This is a genomic window from Hallella bergensis DSM 17361 (genome assembly GCF_000160535.1).
Taxonomy (GTDB): domain Bacteria; phylum Bacteroidota; class Bacteroidia; order Bacteroidales; family Bacteroidaceae; genus Prevotella; species Prevotella bergensis.
In genome coordinates, this window is sequence record NZ_GG704780.1 from 716,231 (window position 1) to 734,628 (window position 18,398).

Annotated in this window: 14 protein-coding genes; 7 read left to right on the plus strand and 7 right to left on the minus strand. The window is 43.6% G+C overall.

Annotated elements, in window-relative coordinates; translation table 11 throughout:
• Positions 1 to 134: DUF1896 family protein (locus tag HMPREF0645_RS13200; RefSeq protein ID WP_156777844.1), on the minus strand; the 134-nt coding region annotated here is incomplete at its 3' end.
• Between the two features lie 38 nt (positions 135 to 172).
• Complete coding sequence (locus tag HMPREF0645_RS02765) at positions 173 to 1,396, minus strand: site-specific integrase (protein WP_007173314.1); 1,224 nt, start codon at positions 1,394 to 1,396, stop codon at positions 173 to 175.
• A 729-nt stretch (positions 1,397 to 2,125) separates the two neighbouring features.
• Here HMPREF0645_RS02765 and HMPREF0645_RS02770 point away from each other — a divergent pair.
• The 6 genes from HMPREF0645_RS02770 (at position 2,126) to HMPREF0645_RS02795 (ending at position 7,332) form a co-directional block, all read left to right on the plus strand.
• Positions 2,126 to 2,599 carry a hypothetical protein gene (locus HMPREF0645_RS02770; RefSeq protein ID WP_007173316.1) on the plus strand — a complete coding sequence of 158 codons (474 nt, stop codon included), beginning with the start codon at positions 2,126 to 2,128 and terminating at the stop codon, positions 2,597 to 2,599.
• Positions 2,583 to 2,978, plus strand: coding sequence for a hypothetical protein (locus tag HMPREF0645_RS02775; RefSeq protein ID WP_007173317.1), 396 nt, complete (start codon positions 2,583 to 2,585; stop codon positions 2,976 to 2,978). The genes HMPREF0645_RS02770 and HMPREF0645_RS02775 overlap by 17 nt, the downstream gene beginning before the upstream one ends.
• Entirely contained in the window at positions 2,975 to 5,035 is a 2,061-nt protein-coding gene (locus tag HMPREF0645_RS02780; RefSeq protein ID WP_007173318.1) for a bifunctional DNA primase/helicase, read from the plus strand. The genes HMPREF0645_RS02775 and HMPREF0645_RS02780 overlap by 4 nt, the downstream gene beginning before the upstream one ends.
• On the plus strand, positions 5,023 to 5,328 hold the full coding sequence (locus HMPREF0645_RS02785; RefSeq protein ID WP_007173319.1) for a helix-turn-helix domain-containing protein: 306 nt from the start codon (positions 5,023 to 5,025) through the stop codon (positions 5,326 to 5,328). The genes HMPREF0645_RS02780 and HMPREF0645_RS02785 overlap by 13 nt, the downstream gene beginning before the upstream one ends.
• Before the next feature lie 75 nt (positions 5,329 to 5,403).
• A complete protein-coding gene (locus HMPREF0645_RS02790; RefSeq protein ID WP_007173320.1) occupies positions 5,404 to 7,071 on the plus strand; it encodes a fimbrillin family protein in 1,668 nt (555 codons plus the stop codon).
• 18 nt (positions 7,072 to 7,089) lie between these two features.
• A complete protein-coding gene (locus HMPREF0645_RS02795) occupies positions 7,090 to 7,332 on the plus strand; it encodes a hypothetical protein (protein ID WP_007173321.1) in 243 nt (80 codons plus the stop codon).
• Between the two features lie 503 nt (positions 7,333 to 7,835).
• Here HMPREF0645_RS02795 and HMPREF0645_RS02805 read toward each other — a convergent pair.
• From HMPREF0645_RS02805 to HMPREF0645_RS02825, 5 genes are all read right to left on the minus strand, one after another.
• Positions 7,836 to 10,652, minus strand: a complete 2,817-nt coding sequence (locus tag HMPREF0645_RS02805; RefSeq protein WP_007173323.1) for a M16 family metallopeptidase — start codon at positions 10,650 to 10,652, stop codon at positions 7,836 to 7,838.
• Positions 10,653 to 10,743: 91 nt separating this feature from the next.
• Complete coding sequence (locus HMPREF0645_RS02810; protein WP_007173324.1) at positions 10,744 to 12,000, minus strand: DUF4876 domain-containing protein; 1,257 nt, start codon at positions 11,998 to 12,000, stop codon at positions 10,744 to 10,746.
• A 51-nt stretch (positions 12,001 to 12,051) separates the two neighbouring features.
• Entirely contained in the window at positions 12,052 to 13,560 is a 1,509-nt protein-coding gene (locus tag HMPREF0645_RS02815; protein WP_007173325.1) for a DUF6850 family outer membrane beta-barrel protein, read from the minus strand.
• Positions 13,561 to 13,563: 3 nt separating this feature from the next.
• On the minus strand, positions 13,564 to 13,941 hold the full coding sequence (locus HMPREF0645_RS02820; protein WP_007173326.1) for a hypothetical protein: 378 nt from the start codon (positions 13,939 to 13,941) through the stop codon (positions 13,564 to 13,566).
• Between the two features lie 56 nt (positions 13,942 to 13,997).
• A complete protein-coding gene (locus HMPREF0645_RS02825) occupies positions 13,998 to 16,706 on the minus strand; it encodes a TonB-dependent receptor (protein WP_007173327.1) in 2,709 nt (902 codons plus the stop codon).
• Positions 16,707 to 17,214: 508 nt separating this feature from the next.
• On the opposite strand from HMPREF0645_RS02825, the gene HMPREF0645_RS14130 reads away from it, so the two are divergent.
• Positions 17,215 to 17,547: a nucleotidyl transferase AbiEii/AbiGii toxin family protein gene (locus HMPREF0645_RS14130; protein WP_007173328.1), complete on the plus strand. Its 333-nt coding sequence runs from the start codon at positions 17,215 to 17,217 to the stop codon at positions 17,545 to 17,547.
• The last annotated feature ends 851 nt before the right edge of the window (positions 17,548 to 18,398 follow it).

Below are 18,398 nucleotides of genomic sequence, written 5' to 3' on the forward strand. Positions count from 1 at the left end.
TCGCAGTAGGTGGAAAGAGCTTCATCGGCTCTTGCCGTTATGAATGGTTTGTCACCCAGCAGTTCTGGAAAATGCTCACTCAAATAGTTCTCCAACTTCAGACGGAAGTAAGATAGTTCTTTCTTGGTTTCCATAAATCTTTTATTTTAGGGTTATACGTTTTATTATATTATCAGATGCCCATCGCCTTATTGAACTTGCCGAGTTTGTCAGCGAGCTGTTCCATGTCATGCTCCACTTTTTTGTTGGTGATGCGGGCATAAATTTGTGTAGTTTTAATGTTGGTATGCCCCAACATCTTCGATACACTTTCCATAGGAACACCCTTGCTTAGCGACATGGTTGCAAACGTATGTCGGGCAAGATGGAAGGTCAGATTCTTCTTGATGCCACAAATGTCGGCAATTTCTTTCAAATATGCGTTGGTTTTCTGATTCGTTAGGATGGGAAATAGTTTGCCGTCCCGATAGGTCTTATGACTGTACTTGGCAATGATACTCCTGGGAATGTCAAGCAATAAAACATTTGTCTCCACATTTGTTTTCTGTCTCTTGGTCATAATCCACTGCTTATCATCAAGTGTTACGATATTGTCTGGTGTGAGATTTGAAACATCAATATATGCTAGACCTGTGAAACATGAAAAGATGAAAACGTCCCTTACTAGTTCTAAGCGGTGGATATCCAGTTTTTTGTTGGCAATCTTCATGATTTCCTCGTCCGTAAGGAAGCCACGGTTTACCGGCTCCAAGTGGAAACGATGATTGAGGAATGGGTCGTGAAGAAGATAGCCACGCTTTTGCGCATAGATGGTCACGGTTTTCAGTGCCTTCAATTTCTTGACCGATGTGTTATAGGCACACCCAGCCGCCGTACTCAGGTACAGTTCAAAGTCCTGTACTACGGATGGCGTGAACTCTGCCAGTCCAATATCTTTCTTCCCATACTTATAGATAAGGAATTCTGCGAAATGCCTTCTTAAAACGCTGTACTTTTGCAGGCTGTCCTTGCTGATGGTATGTCCGACACGCTGTCTGACATCTTCGTTGAACTTGTCGAATATAGGGAGAAAGGTCGTGTACTCCCTGTCTTTCCCGACAAAGAATGAGCGGATTTTATCCAATGACAAGGATTCATCATCCTCGAATTTGTGGTAAATGTTATTCAGCATTGTGGAAATGGAGTCCAATGCGGCATTAGCGGATAAGGCTTCTGCCGTCCGACCTTTGAGCCTGCTGGTCGTGTTATTCCACAGCGACTTGTCCACGAATATTTTCGTAGATCCGAAATTAGCCATCTCTCCGTTAAGGAATACTCGGAGCATTACAGGCGACTTTCCTTCTTTGTTCTCATAGTTTGAGCGTAGGTAGAAGGATACCTTGAAATTTGTTCTCATAATGCATCATTCTTTTGTGTAGCACTCGGCTGCAAAGTTAATATATAACATACTGAAACAGAAAGAATTGATGCCTTCAATTTGGTATTCAAAATCCCGTCATTGCTACATTTTTTATTGCTACAATTTTTGTGTAGCAGTTTATGTAGCAGAAATTGACCGAATGATGATTGTCAAAACATAGGGTAATGCCGTCAGGCGATAGAGGTATATACAAAGAAAAATCGTTGTAAAACCTTGATTTTACAACGATTAGCTAAATTTCGAAGGCTAAAATGACAACCTTTGTGAAGTCCTTTTGAAGCCTATTTGCGGAGAGAGAGGTTTATGAACTAAACTCTGCAACTCTTTGTATCGTAACATTTTATACGTTTCAAACTTTTTTCGTGTAGCCATATTGTAGCCACGAGAGAGTATTTTGAGAGTACTCATAGATACTGCTGATAGAATTGCACTCTTGCAAATCTTGGGTTCAAAAGTACTAAAAAAATGAACCTTCTCCAAGTATTTGATGTTAAATATCTTAGAAAATTTTTGGCTACAATTTTCAGTGCACGGTGCAAGCCCTTATATATAAAGGGTCTTGCACCGTGCACTGAGGTCATGATATTGTGTAATTATATAAAATAACTAAATGGTATAATAATGCCAAATAATGGTTTTGTAATATTCTGATAAAAACTCAATCCATATGAACTTTGCATTCTAAAAACATAGATCTCATTTTATATGGCTCGTAAAAAAGAATGTAAATCAAATAAGGAAGGACGAATTTTCATAGTAAAACCAACCATTGACATGATGTTGTCAACTTGTATTAATGTAAAGCTGGTAGCTAATTTAGGAGGTTTTGAGTATTCTAATTTTGTAAAGACCTGCAAGTTGGGAAAAGACATACGCCTAAGTTCTTTAGAGCGATGTGCAACTGCGTTTGGTAGGGACACACTTGTCATTCATCTACCCGCAGGACTTGTCGAATCGGTAACAAACCCACAGGTACACCATAGTGGACTTTTTCATACGATAGAGGAAGCTGAACTCAAAATAGTGTTGAGGGAGATACTCAAAATTAAAAAGTCACAATTCTTGCCTTACTTGGAGTTGTTCTTTTCTGTTCTTGAAGAGAGTAATGACTGCACAGAAGATCTTTTGCAAAGGCTGATAAAAGTGCTTCAAAATACTATAGATGAAAATGGAAAATAATAATTCACTTTTTGATGAAATCAGAACATTGCGTGAAGAGTTGCATCAAGTGGTTTCGTTTATCGTGGAGCTTAAACGTGACTATTCCGTTTTGGAGGAACAGATAGAATTAGGCTCTTCGGACGTTCTTCGTCTTCTTGGCATTTCCAAGGCATCCCTTGCACGATGGCGAGATAATAACACGATTCCTTATCGCTACATATCAAGCAATCATGTTGTATATCCCTTTAAGGGAGTCTACATTGCTATAAAATCTGGGCGTGCAACTTTTAAGGGGTTCCGACGGCTGGAAGCCTTGCAGCGTCTTAATGCCTATAGGGATGGAATTATAAAAGGATATATGGGTGATAATCCCCAAACTTTGTTTGAAGAGTTATGAACTTAAAAGAAGAAATTTTACAAAGAACCAATCATGGATTGGAAGTGTTTTATTTTTACATGCCGATAGATTTCGTTCCAAAGCGCAATTTTCGCAATCCTCTGTATAATGACAGGCGTGCGTCATGCAATATATACTTTGACGAAAAATCACAATGCTATCGCATGAAGGATTTCGGTAATGAAGCGTATTCTGGTGACTGTTTTTGGTTTGCTGCCGCAATTATGGGACTTGATGTTCGTACAGAGTTTAGAAAGGTGCTGGCTACGATTGTACATGACTTGGGACTCAATATTTCTATTGAAAACAGAGGCGCATCTGAGCAAAGTAGAAGTTGTACAAAGAGCACTTTTTCTGTAGGACATAAGAATGCTGTTTGTGGCACTCCAGAAAATAAACGCTGGTTTAAGATTCATGAACAGCCTTTCAATGAAGAAGAAAAGAATTTTTGGTTACGATATGGAATAACGGACAGAACTTTGACGCAATACAGCGTGAAGTCGCTGCGAAGTTATGAAGCCATCTCCTGTCAAGGTAAACAGTTCACGCTAAGCTCTACGAAAGAAGAGCCAATATTCTGTTACATCATGGGAGATTTTATAAAGATATATCGTCCGTACAGCAAATTGCGCTTTCTTTACGGAGGCGTAAAATTGAAAGATTATGTCTTTGGATTTGAGCAATTGCCCACCAGAGGCGACATTCTCTTCATCACAGGTGGAGAGAAAGATGTCTTGTCGCTTTCTGCCCATCATTTCAATGCTATTTGTTTCAACAGTGAAACGGCTTCTATACCAGAAAATATCATTGAAAGCCTACAACTCCGCTTTAGGCACATCATCCTGCTTTATGATATGGATGACACAGGACTGCGTGAAGCACAGAGACAGATGGAACTATTGGCACAATATAATGTACTACACTTGGAGTTGCCTCTTCAAGGAATTAAGCGAGAAAAAGACATCTCTGACTTCTTTGCCTTGGGGAGGACGGGGCATGAATTACAATCTTTGCTTACGGATAAACTTTCTGAATTATACACACAAACAATAATGATGTTGCGCTCCTGCGAAATAGACTACGAAAACCCTCCTGACATTTCCAAATCGGTGGTGGCTGTGAATGGTGTCCCATTGGGAACACAAGACAATCTATTCTGCATCACTGGAGGAGAAGGTACGGGCAAGAGTAACTATGTCGGAGCTATTCTTGCTGGAACATTGGGAGAAAAACAACTGCCAATAGAGAAAACCTTGGGATTAGAGGTTACCGCCAATCCCAAAGGCTTGGCAGTTCTGCACTATGATACGGAACAGTCAGAGGCTCAACTTCATAAGAATTTAGGCAAGACACTTCGTCGGGCTTCACTGGCAGCAGTACCTGAGTATTATCATTCTCTGTATCTCGCTTCGCTTTCCCGAAAAGACCGATTGAAACTTATCCGTGAAAGTATGGATTTGTTCCACCACAGGCATGGGGGTATCCATCTAGTGGTGATTGACGGCATAGCTGACTTGATACGCTCTGCCAACGATGAAACGGAAAGTATTGCCATCGTGGATGAGCTTTACCGCTTGGCAGGAATTTACAACACCTGCATCATCTGCGTACTGCATTTCGTGCCGAATGGCATCAAACTCCGTGGGCATATTGGCTCAGAGTTGCAGCGCAAAGCTGCTGGTATTCTCTCCATAGAGAAAGATGATAATCCTGAATACTCTGTGGTGAAAGCTCTGAAAGTCCGTGACGGCAGTCCATTGGATGTGCCGATGATGCTTTTTGGATGGGACAAGGCGGAGGATATGCACGTCTATCGTGGTGAGAAGTCCAAGGAGGATAAGGAAAAGCGCAAAACCGATGAACTCGTTGGCGTTATAAGAGAAGCCTTCCGAAATTCTTTCAAACTCACCTATCAGGAACTTTGTGATGTTCTGATGCGAGAAATGGAAATAAAGGATAGAACCGCAAAGAAGTACATCGCCTACATGAAAGAACAGCATATCTTGGCACAGGATATCAATGGCAACTATCAAAAAGGAGAATTATGCCGTACATAAACTATAATGCAGAAGACACTTGGCAAAAACGCCTGTTCGATAAGCTCATGAATGTCGAGGACAAACTCGACCGTCTGCTTGTCCTGCAAGAGCAATCCGTCGATACGACAGTCCATCCACCATTGAAACCCGAATATTTGGATATCATAGATGTGTCTAAGATACTCAAAGTGGAACAAAAGACCATCTACAACTGGGTGTGGGCAGGGAAAATTCCCTATCTCAAGGCTAATGGTCGATTGCTTTTCCTTAGGGGTGAGATAGATAAAATGTTACAAAGAAGAGAGGAGTGAGGAAGAACGATCTCTCCCTTTCACTCAATCAAACTTTAATCGTTATGACAATTCAATAACAAAAAAAAGAAACTTATGAAATTACGAAAATTATCAAATTCACCTGCTGTGGTGTTGTTAGTCTTTATCCTTTTGGGGGTGGTATCTTGTTCTGATGAAGAACAAGTTGCATCCAATGTAGCATCTCCTTCTGACTTTATCAACTTTTCTGTTGTAGAGAACAATCAAACTCATACGCGTACAGCGTTTGACTCTCAAAACTATGTCAAGAAGTTGAAAAACTTTTATGTGTATGCGTTCCTTGACGACCCAGGAGAAGAAGAACCATATATGGATAATGTAGAAATAGTCAATCAAGGTAATGGCATATTCTCATATAAAGACGAGAATAAGAGAAAGAGATGGTTAGAAAATGAATCCCTGCATTTTGTTGCGGTCAACTCTCCCAATAATTTTGGAAGCAGACCGGAAATAGATGTATGGAGCAACCACGAGGTAAGCCTTGGTGTATATTCGGGGGGAAACGAGGATTATATGGCAGCTTTCGAATCTGATGAATATAAACAAGCCAATCATGGTACCGTAAAATTACAATTCCATCACCTCCTTTCACAAATCAAGTTTGGAATTTCCAATATGTCAAACAATCTTGAAATCATGGACATCAAGCAAATCGGCTTAAAGGGGGTGTATCATGAAGCAGAGTTTACAATGTTGGGAAATGGGGTGGTTCAAACACGCATGGCAAGGGATTATTTAGGACTTGGCGAATATTCATTTGATATAGACAACTTTGAAAAAGCAGATAAATCATATCTTAATGCCAGCAAAGACATTTTTTTAGTTCCGTTTAATCATCAACCGTGGAATCCCAAGTCAGGCGTTAGAATTGCAGACATTAATAAGGCTATTGATGAGAATGACGCACAAAACATTTATTCCTATGTATGGATGAAATGTAAAATTTATGACCATAGCACAGGTCAATATGTTGTTGGCGACTGCAATAGTTATGGCATTACTTATTTTCCTTTCAAAGCTGATTTGAAAGCAGGAAAAAGATATAAATACACGATTACTATTATGGATGACTTTATTGGCTACCCAGACCAAAATACAACACTCCAAGAGCCTAAACTTGGTTGGGTAATATCCGATGCTGGCAATATTTTCTCCACTTGTGAGGAAGCAGACAATGCAGGTGAGAAACCTGTTGCCATGATTGCATATATAAGTGATAATGGTAATGGCCCTGCACCTTATAGAAAACATGGACTTGCCATGTCTTTGCGAAATCTAAAAAGCCCGGACAGAACCAACTTGTTTTTAATAAAAGAATTGGAGAAAGTAGACACATATCTTTCTGAATATCAGAAGGTAGCGCCATCTTGGACCCAATGGTATGTGCCAAGATTCAAAGACTTTGATTTAATATTTGATGCTTTAGGTGGTACTAAATATAGTAATAAACCACATTATACAACCCAACCGTGGGACTATGGAAGACTTAATGATTTTATGGAATCAACAGAACGGTATGGTGAAGACGAGGTTTATCATGATTGTTTTATAGGATACCTACCACCGTATTACGATTGGCAACCATCCCGTTATTGGATTAATGTTTCCGAGAATTCGAACTCATCATTTTTGTGGTTATATGATATTAAGGGTAAGCAATACTTACAATGGCACCGTACTGCATTAGGAGGCTGTTTTATACGTCCTGTATTTAAATTTTAATTCTTAAAATGTAAAAAGATGGAAACAAAAAAAATAGAAATAAATAATCAGATAAAGAAGAAATATATAGCACCAAAAATTACGATTTTTGAAATGGGCGAACCTGTACTGGCAGCAACTTCGCCAAGTGAGAATCCGAGGATGGAAGTTGGAGTAGACGACAGGATTGATGATGAAGAATTAAACTCAACAAAGGCAAAACATTTTTTCCATGTCTGGGAAGATGAAAATAAAATTAACAGGAGTAGGAGGGATCTATAACGTTTCGGGTAGGTAAATCGGTTTCAAGCTCCACACCACAAAGTATATAATCGTAACCCCAATACCACACCAAATATATCTAAAATTTCTCATCTTACCCACACGAAGCGCTATAAAGTCGTATTATTACTTCTATGATTTAGTTAGATAGAGAGAAATCTCTTGTGCTGTTTTACAGCATTTGTTTGTAAAGTCAAATGTCTATTTGTGTAGTTAAAAATTTTTATCTAAATTTACAAATCAGGATTTTTGTGTCCTTATATGCAACATTAAAAATAGAATGTAGAGTCTTTTATAACAAAAAATCTGGCTTCCCGTTTTTTAATTTGTGTGGGTTGGAAACCGTTAAGCCATCCAAAATCTTGTTGTGTAAGCTGCTTGTATTAGGGGCAATAATTGGTTTTTTGAAAAATGTTACGGAACAGTCCCTAAAAGGCTCGCGAGTTTTCGAGGAAAAGCTGGCGAGTTTTTTAGGGACTACTGTTCCGTGAGTGCTTTTTTCTTTACCTTGTGTTTGGTTTTTGTGTCATTGTTACTTCGATGCAGTTTTTTTGATTGAGAAGTTGCCGAAGGGTGTTGCGGATTTCTTCGCTGGTCATGCTTTCGACGATGGATCGGAAGTTGGTGTCTACGTCTATTCCGTTGAAGAGGTCGTTGTAGACGACGTATTCCCAGTAGTTGTTCATACGCTGTACCTGATTGTACACTTTCAACTCGTAGGTTTTCACCTTGTCGAGGTCTTCCTGTGTGGGTCCTTCGTCCGCCATCTTGTGAAGTTGCTCGTAGATGATGGGAATGAGTTCTTTATATTTCTGCGGGTCGGTTTGGAAAGCTATACGCAGCATGGCTTCATCATAGGGATGGTGCTGTAGGCTTCCGGATACCTGTACGTCATAGACGCCGCCTTTCTCCTCGCGCACCTTGTCGGTATAGACGATGCGCAGGAGCTGCCCGATAGCGTCCATGAGCAGATCGTTACGGTTGTTGTATTCCATCTTGCCTTTAATGACGATGGTGGTGATGGCTGACGGCGTGGTCTGCTCTTTGGTGAAGATGTGGATTTTTTCTCCGTCGATGAGCTTTGCACCGTGTGTTCCCACTTGTTCAAAGGTGTCGTTGGCAGGAAGAGTTGCCATGTATAGGCAGAGCAAGGGGCGGAGGCGTTCGAGGTCGATGTTGCCCGTCAGTATGAGCTTGAAATCGGCAGCGTTGGCAAAGCGTTCCTTATAGATTTGCATGATGCGGTCGTAACTGACCTTTTTCAGGAGTTTTTTATTCATAGACTCTAATCGGTCAGTAGCGTATGCCACTTTGTGCAGGGTGTCGTTGTAGGCAATCATCGGATTGACGTGAGAGTTGGTTAGAAATTCGTCCTGTTGCTCCATGAGGTTGCGGAATGCTTCAGGGTCTTTTCTGGGTTGTGTGAAATATAGGTGTATCAGTTCGAGGAGTGTCTGGATATCCTTTACGTTAGAGCTTCCTTTCATACCTTCTGTCTCGTCGTCTATGAAGGGACTGACGGATGCGGTCTTTCCTGCCAGCATCTTTTCCAATGTAAGGTTGTCGTACTGCCCAACGCCGCCAATGGTTGCTCCCGACATCAGGTAGGTCAGGTTGGGCATATCCTCGTCGGGGTAGTGGCTCTTTCCGCCCATGCTAAAGAGCTTGAGGTTCACCTCGTCGGCCTCAAAGTCGGTCGGTCGCACATAGACGTGCATTCCGTTGGAGAGCGTCAGCTCGGTGTAGCCGTATTTGTAACTGCGTTCGGAGACAATGCTGCCCGGCGTGGGGAGCGTGTCGATGAGCCTGTCGGACAATTCTTTCTCCACATAAGGCGCATACCGTTCTGTCTGTGCTTTCAATATTGTTTTTTCGATGGTTGACTTCGAGGGCATCGTGAAGCTGTCTTTTTCCGGACCGAATAGCGTTACCACCTGATTTTTGTTGGTGATGATTTCCTTTGCCAGCGCATTGATATCGGCAAGTGTAACGGTGGCATCCAGCTGTCTGACGATTTCGAGTTCCTTTTCGGGAGCGATGATGGGGGCTGCTTCGAGGAAGTTTTCCACGCATGCCTCCACAAAGTCGCCGTTGCGGCGGTTGTCGCGATCGTTGTAGCCACTTTCGGCATAGGAGAGCATTTCGGCTTTCCCCCGTTTGAGTTCCTGCTCGGTGATACCGTTGGCACGCGTACGTTCCACCTCTCCTACAAGCATTCTGATACCTTCGGCTACTTTTCCCTCCTTGAACACGCCCGATAGTTCAAAAACATCCTTCGTGGTCGACATGAAGAAGTTACCGTCGCGCACGGATGCCGATATGAAAGGTGTGTTGGCGGCTCTGGTCAGCTCTTCCAAGCGGTCGTTGATAGCCATGCGGAGGATACTTGTCTTGTAGTCATCGGCATAGTTGCGGAGTGTGTTTCGCTGTTCTTTCGGAGTGATGTCCCGTTTCATATAGAGGGTAAAGTTCACGGTGGGTTGTTCTTTGTCGGTTGCGGTGTAGACTATCATTCGTTGGTTGTCACCGACAGGATAATAGATGCGCGGGGCAGGGTTCTTCGGCATGGGAATGGGACTGAAGAGTGCTTTAATTTTCGCTTCGATTTGGTCTTCGTCAATATCGCCGATGACGATAATTGCCTGCAAGTCGGGTCGGTACCAGCGGTGGTAGTAGTCGCGCAGGTCTTTATATGGGAAGTTTCTTACGATGTCCATGTTGCCAATGGGCATACAGTCGGCGTATTTGGTGCCAGCATAGATGACTGGCATGGACTGCTCGGCAAGTCGCTGCATTGCCATTCCCGTGCGCCTTGAACGCCATTCTTCCTCGATAACCCCACGTTCCTTGTCAATCTCACGGTCAGTGAGAAGCAGGTCGTGGCTCCAGTCGTGGAGTATGAGCAGGCAGGAGTCTATCACTCCCTCTCTTCCTACAGGCACTGCGGATATGTTGTAAACTGTTTGGTCCACACTGGTGTAGGCGTTGAGGTTGGTGCCGAATTTGATACCGACGCTCTCGCACCACTTGACGATGCCGGGCTGAATGGAGTCACCGGGAAAGTGGCGTGTGCCATTGAAGGCCATGTGTTCGAGGAAGTGAGCCAGTCCTCGTTGTCTAGGCTCTTCGAGAATGGAACCCACTTTCTGGGCAATGTAGAACTCTGCCACTCCCTTTGTCTGGTTGTTGTGGCGAATGTAATAGGTCATTCCGTTCGACAGTACGCCTTTGCGGATGGTCTTGTCCGTCTCAATGAGGCTTTCCTGTGCACAGAGGTTGCAGGCAATAAAGGCTGCAACGATGGTGAGAATTTGTTTCATTGTTGTCTATATCTCTTTCTTATGTTTCATTGTCATTCAAGCAGCGTCTACTGTTGCTGCCTTTGTGGTTAGTCATTTTCTCAAACATTGCTTACGGCTTCCTCAGGCAGGAAGGTACGGCATTGGGCAGGAAGTCTTCTGTAGAGTTGTTGGTGTCTATCCATTTGCGGCCTTCCTTCTTTCGTATGACAGACTTGTTGTAGCGTGTCTCGTCGAAATCCACATGGCCGCAGTAGGTAAAGCCCTTGTCGAGTGTCGGCGAAACGAGATTCCACTCGTGTACAGTGGGTACGGCAAGGTTAACGGCATCGATAATCCATGAGTTTGGCATGAAGTATTCACGTTCGTCCATAGGCACGACGAAATCGCCCTGTCGGAAGATGTAGCCAAATTTGTAGCGAAACTTCGTCATGTATGTTTTCATATCCACCATTGGGCGTGCCAGTGCATAACTCTTTACGCCACGTGTGTGCATGACAAAAGTTCCCTCGAAGTTAGCATACCAGTTCACGAGATTGGGTACCTTCGGATTGTCCTGATCGCCTTCGGGGTGTGAGCATTTGTCGTAGATTTCAAAATCAGCCCTGCTCAGGTCGAAGGAGTTGGGGTTGATGGGGCGGTGGTCGATAGCTGTTAGTGCAATGAGGAGCTCTTCGCCCGGCTGGACAGGCACGTCGCGCCCTGTTCCTGGCACAACGTAGATGGCCACGATGGTCATTGCTTCGTCCATGATGTTGGGCTGATAGTCGTGCTTGTCGTCACTGGTGAAGAACGACTCGATGAAAGCAATACCGTCGGCATACATTGTCGTGTCGCTGTTGTTGCCAATTTTTATGTATTGGTCGTCAGTGTACATGAATCCGTCGGGCGTTGTCGTGCCGGTGAAGAATATTTCGGATATGACAAATCCCTCCTGTGCTGAATAGACGTTTAGGGCTATATCCGTCGTTGTCTTTTGTTCCACCTCACCAATGGCGACGTTTTCATGGTTTGCCTTGACCTTAGCTTCGATGCTCTGCTTGTTGAGCTGATAGCTGATGGTGCCTTTCACGGCGATGTTGTAATTGCCTTCTGGTAGCGATATGTCGGCTATGAACCCTTTGTCTGACGGAGTGAAACTTTCGATGTTGTATTGCTCTCGGGTTCGGATATTGGTCAGCACCGCCGTTCCTTCAGTCAGTGTTGCATCCTTGATATTGAGCGGCATGTTGAGAGAGAGGCGGTGGCTGACAGTTCGTGTTTCCGTACCGTCTTCTTTGTACTCGTTGCAGGAAGATACCGCTATGCAGAATACCGCAAGGGCGGCAAAGTTCCTGTACAATTTGTGTCTGAAAATACTTTTATTCATATTCTATGTGTTTATTTGTTAGTTTTGTTCATTGTTCTAAGTATTTTATAGTCAGAAGAGCACACCGACGGACGCGTCTGCTTCCACCTGATGAATCAAAGTTGTATGGCTGTAGGCAAAAGCTGCCTGGAGAAACAGACCTACTCCTTTCCATTGCCTCGGGTGATGATAGACGGCATATTGTGTTCCCAATGACCAAAGATGAGCGGTCTTGGCAGCGTAGGTGTCGTTTACCAACTGTGTTATCTTCTTGTCCATGACGGCATAGGGCATGACAATCCGCTTGGAACGATTATGGTAGTAGGCAGCATCGCCGCTCCATTCCAACAGCCATTGCTTTCCGCTGCGCCATAGCCATTGCCACCCCAAACTGCCAAAGGTTTTCGTGAAAGCTATTTCGCGCTTCAGGTCTGTATATTCCGAACGCTCGTCAATCCACCCCAACTTTGTGAGTAGCATAAACCGGGACATGCGTCCCATGCCGAATGCCCCGCCGATATGGTAATCCGTCTTGCGACTTCGGAACATGGAGAGTGTGATAAGCGATTTGTATTCGGTGCTTGATGAACTTCCGGCAATGTGTTCGTTGCCTCTTCTGTTTTCCATGTTCCAGCCAGAGAAGGCAGCCCATCGGAACTCTCCCTCGTGTTTCCAACCAGCCTGCACGGAGGTTGTTCCGACCTCCAATCGACTGATGGGGAGTGCATTCAATTCGGTGAGGATTTTATCATAGGGCATAAAACAGCCTTCGATGGAAACATACGCTCCGCTGGACTGAAAAGGTGACAATTGCAGGTCGGCAATCGCTCCCGTTCCTTTGTAGTAGGAAGAACGGACTGCTCCTGCAAAGCGCACATAGTCAGTCCCCAACCCTGTCATGTGGAACTCGGGAATCACTCCTAACGGATTGTAGAAGTCCACGTTATTAGTCTGCTTGTAGGTTTTCATGCCCAGACCTGCTCCAATCTCGTAATGTCCGAGCGTGTGGGCAAGTCCAACGCGGAGGAGCAGGTCGGTGGCAATGCCACGCGGACGGGGGTCTATGGTTCGATATTCGTGTTCCGCCCTGAATTTGAGCTCAGCACCGAAAGTCCATCGTTTTATCTTCACGGCATAGCCTCCGTTGAAGGCATATCGTTCGTTTTCCATGTTTCCACCGATAGTGTCTGCCATGACATAGGGATAGAGCATGTCGTAGTCGGATGTGGAATTGAAATAAATATTGTACTTTTTGCCTGTTCGATAGGAGGCTCCGCCCCACACGGTATTGTTTGGATTAAGTCGAAGATAGGAGTCTACGGCGACATTACCCAATATGTGTCCGTCGCCAGTTTCGGCTTGAAATGGACGATTGGCTTTCTTGTATCTGACACTCATGCACATCTGCGTCATTGAGGTGTTGTAGGCATCGTGCATGAAAGTGGGATTGCTTCGGAAGTCTCCCAAAACATGTTTCCATCTGTTTTGGTGTTCGGCTGTTGCTGTTGTATCCTGCACCTGCGCTATTGTCGACGAAAACAACAGACTGCAGCAGGCTGTTATCAGTAATTTTCCGTTCATCTCTTACATAAAAATAATTTTCGTGTTTATCTGCACGGGGTGATCGATAATTTCTATATAGTTCTCCGAAGCCCTGTAGTATTTCACTTGTTCCTTTCCATCGGGCATTCTACAACGTAATGTACCTTCGGCATCAAGCATATAGGAGCCGCGCAACACTTCGATAGTGACAGTGGTTTCTCTGAATTTGGATATGCTGTAACTGCGTCCGTTAGACAGGTTTTTGAGAATGACCGTTCCTTGTATTTTCAATGGTACAATCGTATCGGGCACCTGCAGCGTAACGGCTGCCTGTGTGTAGTAGTCATCCTCTTTCTGTCCGCAACTTCCAACAAGGAAAGATAACATGAGGACGGTTATCAAATAAAATAAGCATTTCATTGTCTTAAATGTGTTAAAGTTTCTACGGCATACACAGAGTGTACCCTCGCTTGTATCTACAGTCTTACGTTCATTTCCAATCCAAAATACGGGGTAACATATCGTCGGATAACGAAGTCGCTGCGTTCGTAATCAGGATACACGTCCCAAAGTTTATTCACGAAGAGCGCAACCATGAGCTTGTCCTTGAAAAGCTTTTTGGTTGCCTTGAGGTTCAAATCCATGCAGAAAGGAACGGTCTGGCGGAGAAACATTCCATCGGTATAGGTCCGCACGAGATGCTGCAAATGAAGGTCGTGCGTGTCAGCTTCCGTATAGGGATGTATTGTTCCGTTTGTGTCCATGTATTTCAGCGGAATGTTTTCTTTGTACATGGATTGTTCGGCTGTCATCCACACACACTGAGCCGACAGTGAGAATCCTAACTTCAGTTTAGGAATAGTGGTGTCGAAAGTGAAGTTGGTATTAACCATTTCCCGGATGAATCCATCGTCGTCTTTGTATATTCCAACGATTTCCAACGGTTCTCCACCAATCATCTTGGTAGGTTTGTACATGATGGGCAGCGAATTGTGGTACTCGGTTCGGAACCATGCACCACTGATGGTCAGTCGGGTGTTAATGACGGGAAAGCGAACTGTGGAGAGCATCCATTCCAATCCCCTTTTGTAGGTACGGCTTCCGTTGGACGAATGTTCGTAAGCACGCATTACATTCTTGACCTGATAGGGCAGCGTCTTGATGTCAGGGCGGTCGGTAAGTGCGTCAGGATCGATGCCCGATGGGTCGAACTCCTTGTAAGCGTAGGGAGCATAGACGCTCATGGAACGAAATCCAGACTTCATATCCTCTACGAAATAGGTCATAGTGAGACGATTTCCTGCCCAGTCAATGTCGCCTTTTACCTCCCATTTAAGGTTACGAGCAGCCTTAAGGTCTTTATTGGTAGGATTGACGACATAAGTCTGAAGATACATTCTGCGATATTCCGGCTTCTCGTGGTAATAATTCAACTCTACAATATCCATATAGGCAAGTTCGGGATAGAGCAGGTCTATGGTGGGAAACATGCTGTGCCAGCCAATACCCCCGGTAAGATTGATAGTCATTCTATCTTTTCCGAGCCTGAACGATGGGAAAGTCCACCCCACATTAAGGCGTGGGTCTGCGTTGATTTTTCCATAGGTAGCAAAACGCTTGCTTATACCTGGCATGGTTTCGGCTCTCACGCCGGCTTCTATGTCGAGCTTGTTGCTGCCAATTCCCATGCTGAGCCGTTCTTCGGCGTAGGCTGCCAACATCTGTGATGCGGGGATGTCGGCATATCGGCGTGGACGGAACGAAGCACCCGTGTAAACAGGATGCAGCCGGTCATAGACTTGCCCCTCGCCGAGATTACGGTCCATTTGGTAGTCGATACCCGCCAGCAGTGTGTTAGACAATCCCTTGATGGGAACGCTGAAAGTGGCGTTTGCTTTCAGATACAGGCTGATGGGCTTTCCGTCTACCGTGTGTGTCGCCGTGTATCTGTAAGGCGTAATCAGCACGGCATCGCTTTCTCCTTCCGTCATGGTCATGGCAGCTGGCGTGTCGCCGTCCAATTGCACAAGCCTTGTACGCTCCAAGAGATTTCTCTCGTAGGAGAACGCTGCCGAAAGTTCAGCCTTCTTGAAGAATAACCGCTCGTTGTTAGTCTCCATATTGAAGGAAAGATTCGTGGCATATCGGTTGTACTTGGATTTGTATTTGTCTATTCCGCCATGATTGAACTCGGGATCCACCTTGTCGTTGTCGAATGAACCGCCATAATCAATATTGAACGAACCATTAAAGTCCATCGCTTCCGTATGCCACCGCTTGTTAAGACGTGCCGAGAGGGTGATGCGTTGGTAGGTTTCAAGAAGATTTCTCGGTTCTGCTTTATTGTTCAGATAGTCTGCGCTAAGATTGAGCGAGAGTTTCTTCTTTTGCCATTCAAATGCTTTGGAGAGATAGAAAAGTTTTGTATCCATATCAGCCTTGAACCTTGCCGATATGTCATTCCCTCCCTTGCGTCGCTTCACTTTCACAAGACCGCTTGTAAGGTCACCGTACTGCACGGAAGGGATACCGCGTATGATGGTAACTTCCTGTATATCATCGGTTGATATGGCGCGCATGTCCACACCTGCATTGACAAAGTTTCGCTTGCCAGACGTGCGGTCCACGGCTCCAGAAAGATACTGCATATTGCCATTGACACTCACTGGAGCACCATCAATGACAAAGCGTGTACCTAATGAAGTGGTGTTGTACTGGTTGCTCCCTATCGGCACTTCGCGCAGTTTGATAGTATTGGGCACATTCAGGTGTGGATCATGGGCTCTTCCACCGGGCAAAAGTTCCAGCAAGTCGGCAAAACTCGAGGGCTGCAAATGCTCCATAGCCTGCTTACTGATGGTTGAAGCACTTGATAGTCCGTGTCCCTCCTGAGCAGTAACAACGACTTCCTGCAAACTGTTTATACTTGAGGAAAGATAATAAATATTTGATGTTTTTGGTGTAACTTGTATGCTCTTGTAACCGAGACATGAAATCCTGACAGGTTTGTTGAAGCCTTCAGACAGTACGAAGCAACCGTTCTGATCGGCTACAGCAATGATTTTCTTCGTCCCGACTATCATAACTGTTGCACCGATAATGGGTTCGTTTGTGTCTTTTTCCAATACCTTACACAGTATCTGTGCTTGTATCTGACTGAAAAATATACATGCCAAAAATGCCATTAAGAGTCTTTTCACCGTCCTAACGAATGCTTTTTTTTATAAAGTTTAATATTTGTTTTGCAAACTTACACATAAGCTAAAAAGTGGACAATACCTAAAAGTGGGTAAAATTATCGTTACGACAAGTGAATCAAATATAAATTTCTTTTTACAAAGATTATAATAGGTATTGTAGAAATACTTAAAGCTCTTTATTCGAATTAAGTTAGTTCGAGTACCTTCTCTTGACTTTTTAAGTATTTGCCCAGCCTTTTTTAGTTTTTTCAAGAATAATATTGTAGATTCAAAAGCGAAGTGCAAAACTTGTTGGTAGACTCTACGTGTTGCAATTCATTATATGTTTTTCTTTTTTTTACACAAAATATTATATAGTCGACCCTCAAAAAGGCGAGATAGCATTTTTGAGGGTCGACTAATTAAGGCAAGGTTGAATGAGCATTCCCTCCTTCTCAGGTGGCAGATCCTAAACTTATGACTTCAAAGGTAAGGGAGTTTATAATAAACTTGTATGAATAAGTTTTTGGATTTATCAGATTCACAGCGAAAAAATGTCTATGAATCATTTGCACATAAGGCAGGACTGACTGCCCAAGTGATTGAGAAAGATTTTTGGGTAACCGCAATCCTGCAGGCGGTCTTTACACAGTCTATTGTCAAGCATATTGTTTTCAAGTGTGGTAGAAGTATTAGCAAAGACTGGAAACTCATATGTCGGTTCTCGAAAGATATAGATATTTCGGTGGAGCCAGTTCTTCCTGGAGTACCAGAAGCAGACCTTACCAAAAAAGCAAATCTAGAAATTAATAAACGTAACATTGCTCTTTATTTTCGGAGGAACTGACCCATTACTTTGTGAAGAGATGAAACAAGGAAGGATTGCATCCATTCGTTATGGTCAATGCTCAGCCCAATGGAAAAAGTGACAACGCCTATCCAGAACTATGCCAAATCTATCTTCACTACAAGATCTGTCTTTGACAAGACACTTATGTATCTTCGCTTTGATGTTGTTTTAGAAGTCAGCTCACGTTCTTTGCTTGAACCAACAAAACATATATAAATCAAAAGAGTCCTTGGTGAGAACCTTCCTTTTATGCCATTGGCAGACAGTGTCGTTTATACAGTTATTCCTGCAAATATATTTCTTGAAAAGATATTCCTGCTTCACGAGATAGTTTCTGTTCCAGGACATGGAATGATAACTGAACGCAAAGCCGACACCTTTACGACTTGTACTCCATGATGAATAAGGATTTCGCAAGGAAAGCTGTCATAGATGATATCTTATGGGAATCTATCTGCCACCTTCGGGGTATTTATACTTCTATGCGGGATGTAGACTATACGCCTGATGTATGCAAACGACTCCAGCTTATCCCCATAGAAACCTTTTTGATGCATGGAGAGCAGAGTATGAAGCGATGAAGAGATCCATGAGTTATGGAATAAACCATCATTTGAGGAATTGCTGTAAGGCATGTCAGAACTTCAGGGGAGATTTTAACAACAAAAAAACTTACCTTTGCAAGCAAAGATTGGCTGCAGATTTATCACACACAATAAAGTAGAACTCGCTTGGCATACCCGTAAGAACTGCCAGTGGTATTTTATACATACTTTGGAGAATAAGAGGCCTCGCATTGGTCTATGCTATATTTTGGCAATAAAAAATATATTGTCGAAATCTCTGTA

Excerpts from the sequence above, each read along its gene's own strand:
- HMPREF0645_RS02770 (WP_007173316.1), top strand. The coding sequence starts at position 2,126 with ATGGCTCGTAAAAAAGAATGTAAATCAAATAAGGAAGGACGAATTTTC.
- HMPREF0645_RS02825 (WP_007173327.1), bottom strand. The coding sequence starts at position 16,706 with ATGGCATTTTTGGCATGTATATTTTTCAGTCAGATACAAGCACAGATA.
- HMPREF0645_RS02780 (WP_007173318.1), top strand. The coding sequence starts at position 2,975 with ATGAACTTAAAAGAAGAAATTTTACAAAGAACCAATCATGGATTGGAA.
- HMPREF0645_RS02805 (WP_007173323.1), bottom strand. The coding sequence starts at position 10,652 with ATGAAACAAATTCTCACCATCGTTGCAGCCTTTATTGCCTGCAACCTC.
- HMPREF0645_RS02785 (WP_007173319.1), top strand. The coding sequence starts at position 5,023 with ATGCCGTACATAAACTATAATGCAGAAGACACTTGGCAAAAACGCCTG.
- HMPREF0645_RS02795 (WP_007173321.1), top strand. The coding sequence starts at position 7,090 with ATGGAAACAAAAAAAATAGAAATAAATAATCAGATAAAGAAGAAATAT.
- HMPREF0645_RS14130 (WP_007173328.1), top strand. The coding sequence starts at position 17,215 with ATGAATAAGTTTTTGGATTTATCAGATTCACAGCGAAAAAATGTCTAT.
- HMPREF0645_RS02790 (WP_007173320.1), top strand. The coding sequence starts at position 5,404 with ATGAAATTACGAAAATTATCAAATTCACCTGCTGTGGTGTTGTTAGTC.
- HMPREF0645_RS02775 (WP_007173317.1), top strand. The coding sequence starts at position 2,583 with ATGAAAATGGAAAATAATAATTCACTTTTTGATGAAATCAGAACATTG.
- HMPREF0645_RS02820 (WP_007173326.1), bottom strand. The coding sequence starts at position 13,941 with ATGAAATGCTTATTTTATTTGATAACCGTCCTCATGTTATCTTTCCTT.
- HMPREF0645_RS02810 (WP_007173324.1), bottom strand. The coding sequence starts at position 12,000 with ATGAATAAAAGTATTTTCAGACACAAATTGTACAGGAACTTTGCCGCC.
- HMPREF0645_RS02765 (WP_007173314.1), bottom strand. The coding sequence starts at position 1,396 with ATGAGAACAAATTTCAAGGTATCCTTCTACCTACGCTCAAACTATGAG.
- HMPREF0645_RS02815 (WP_007173325.1), bottom strand. The coding sequence starts at position 13,560 with ATGAACGGAAAATTACTGATAACAGCCTGCTGCAGTCTGTTGTTTTCG.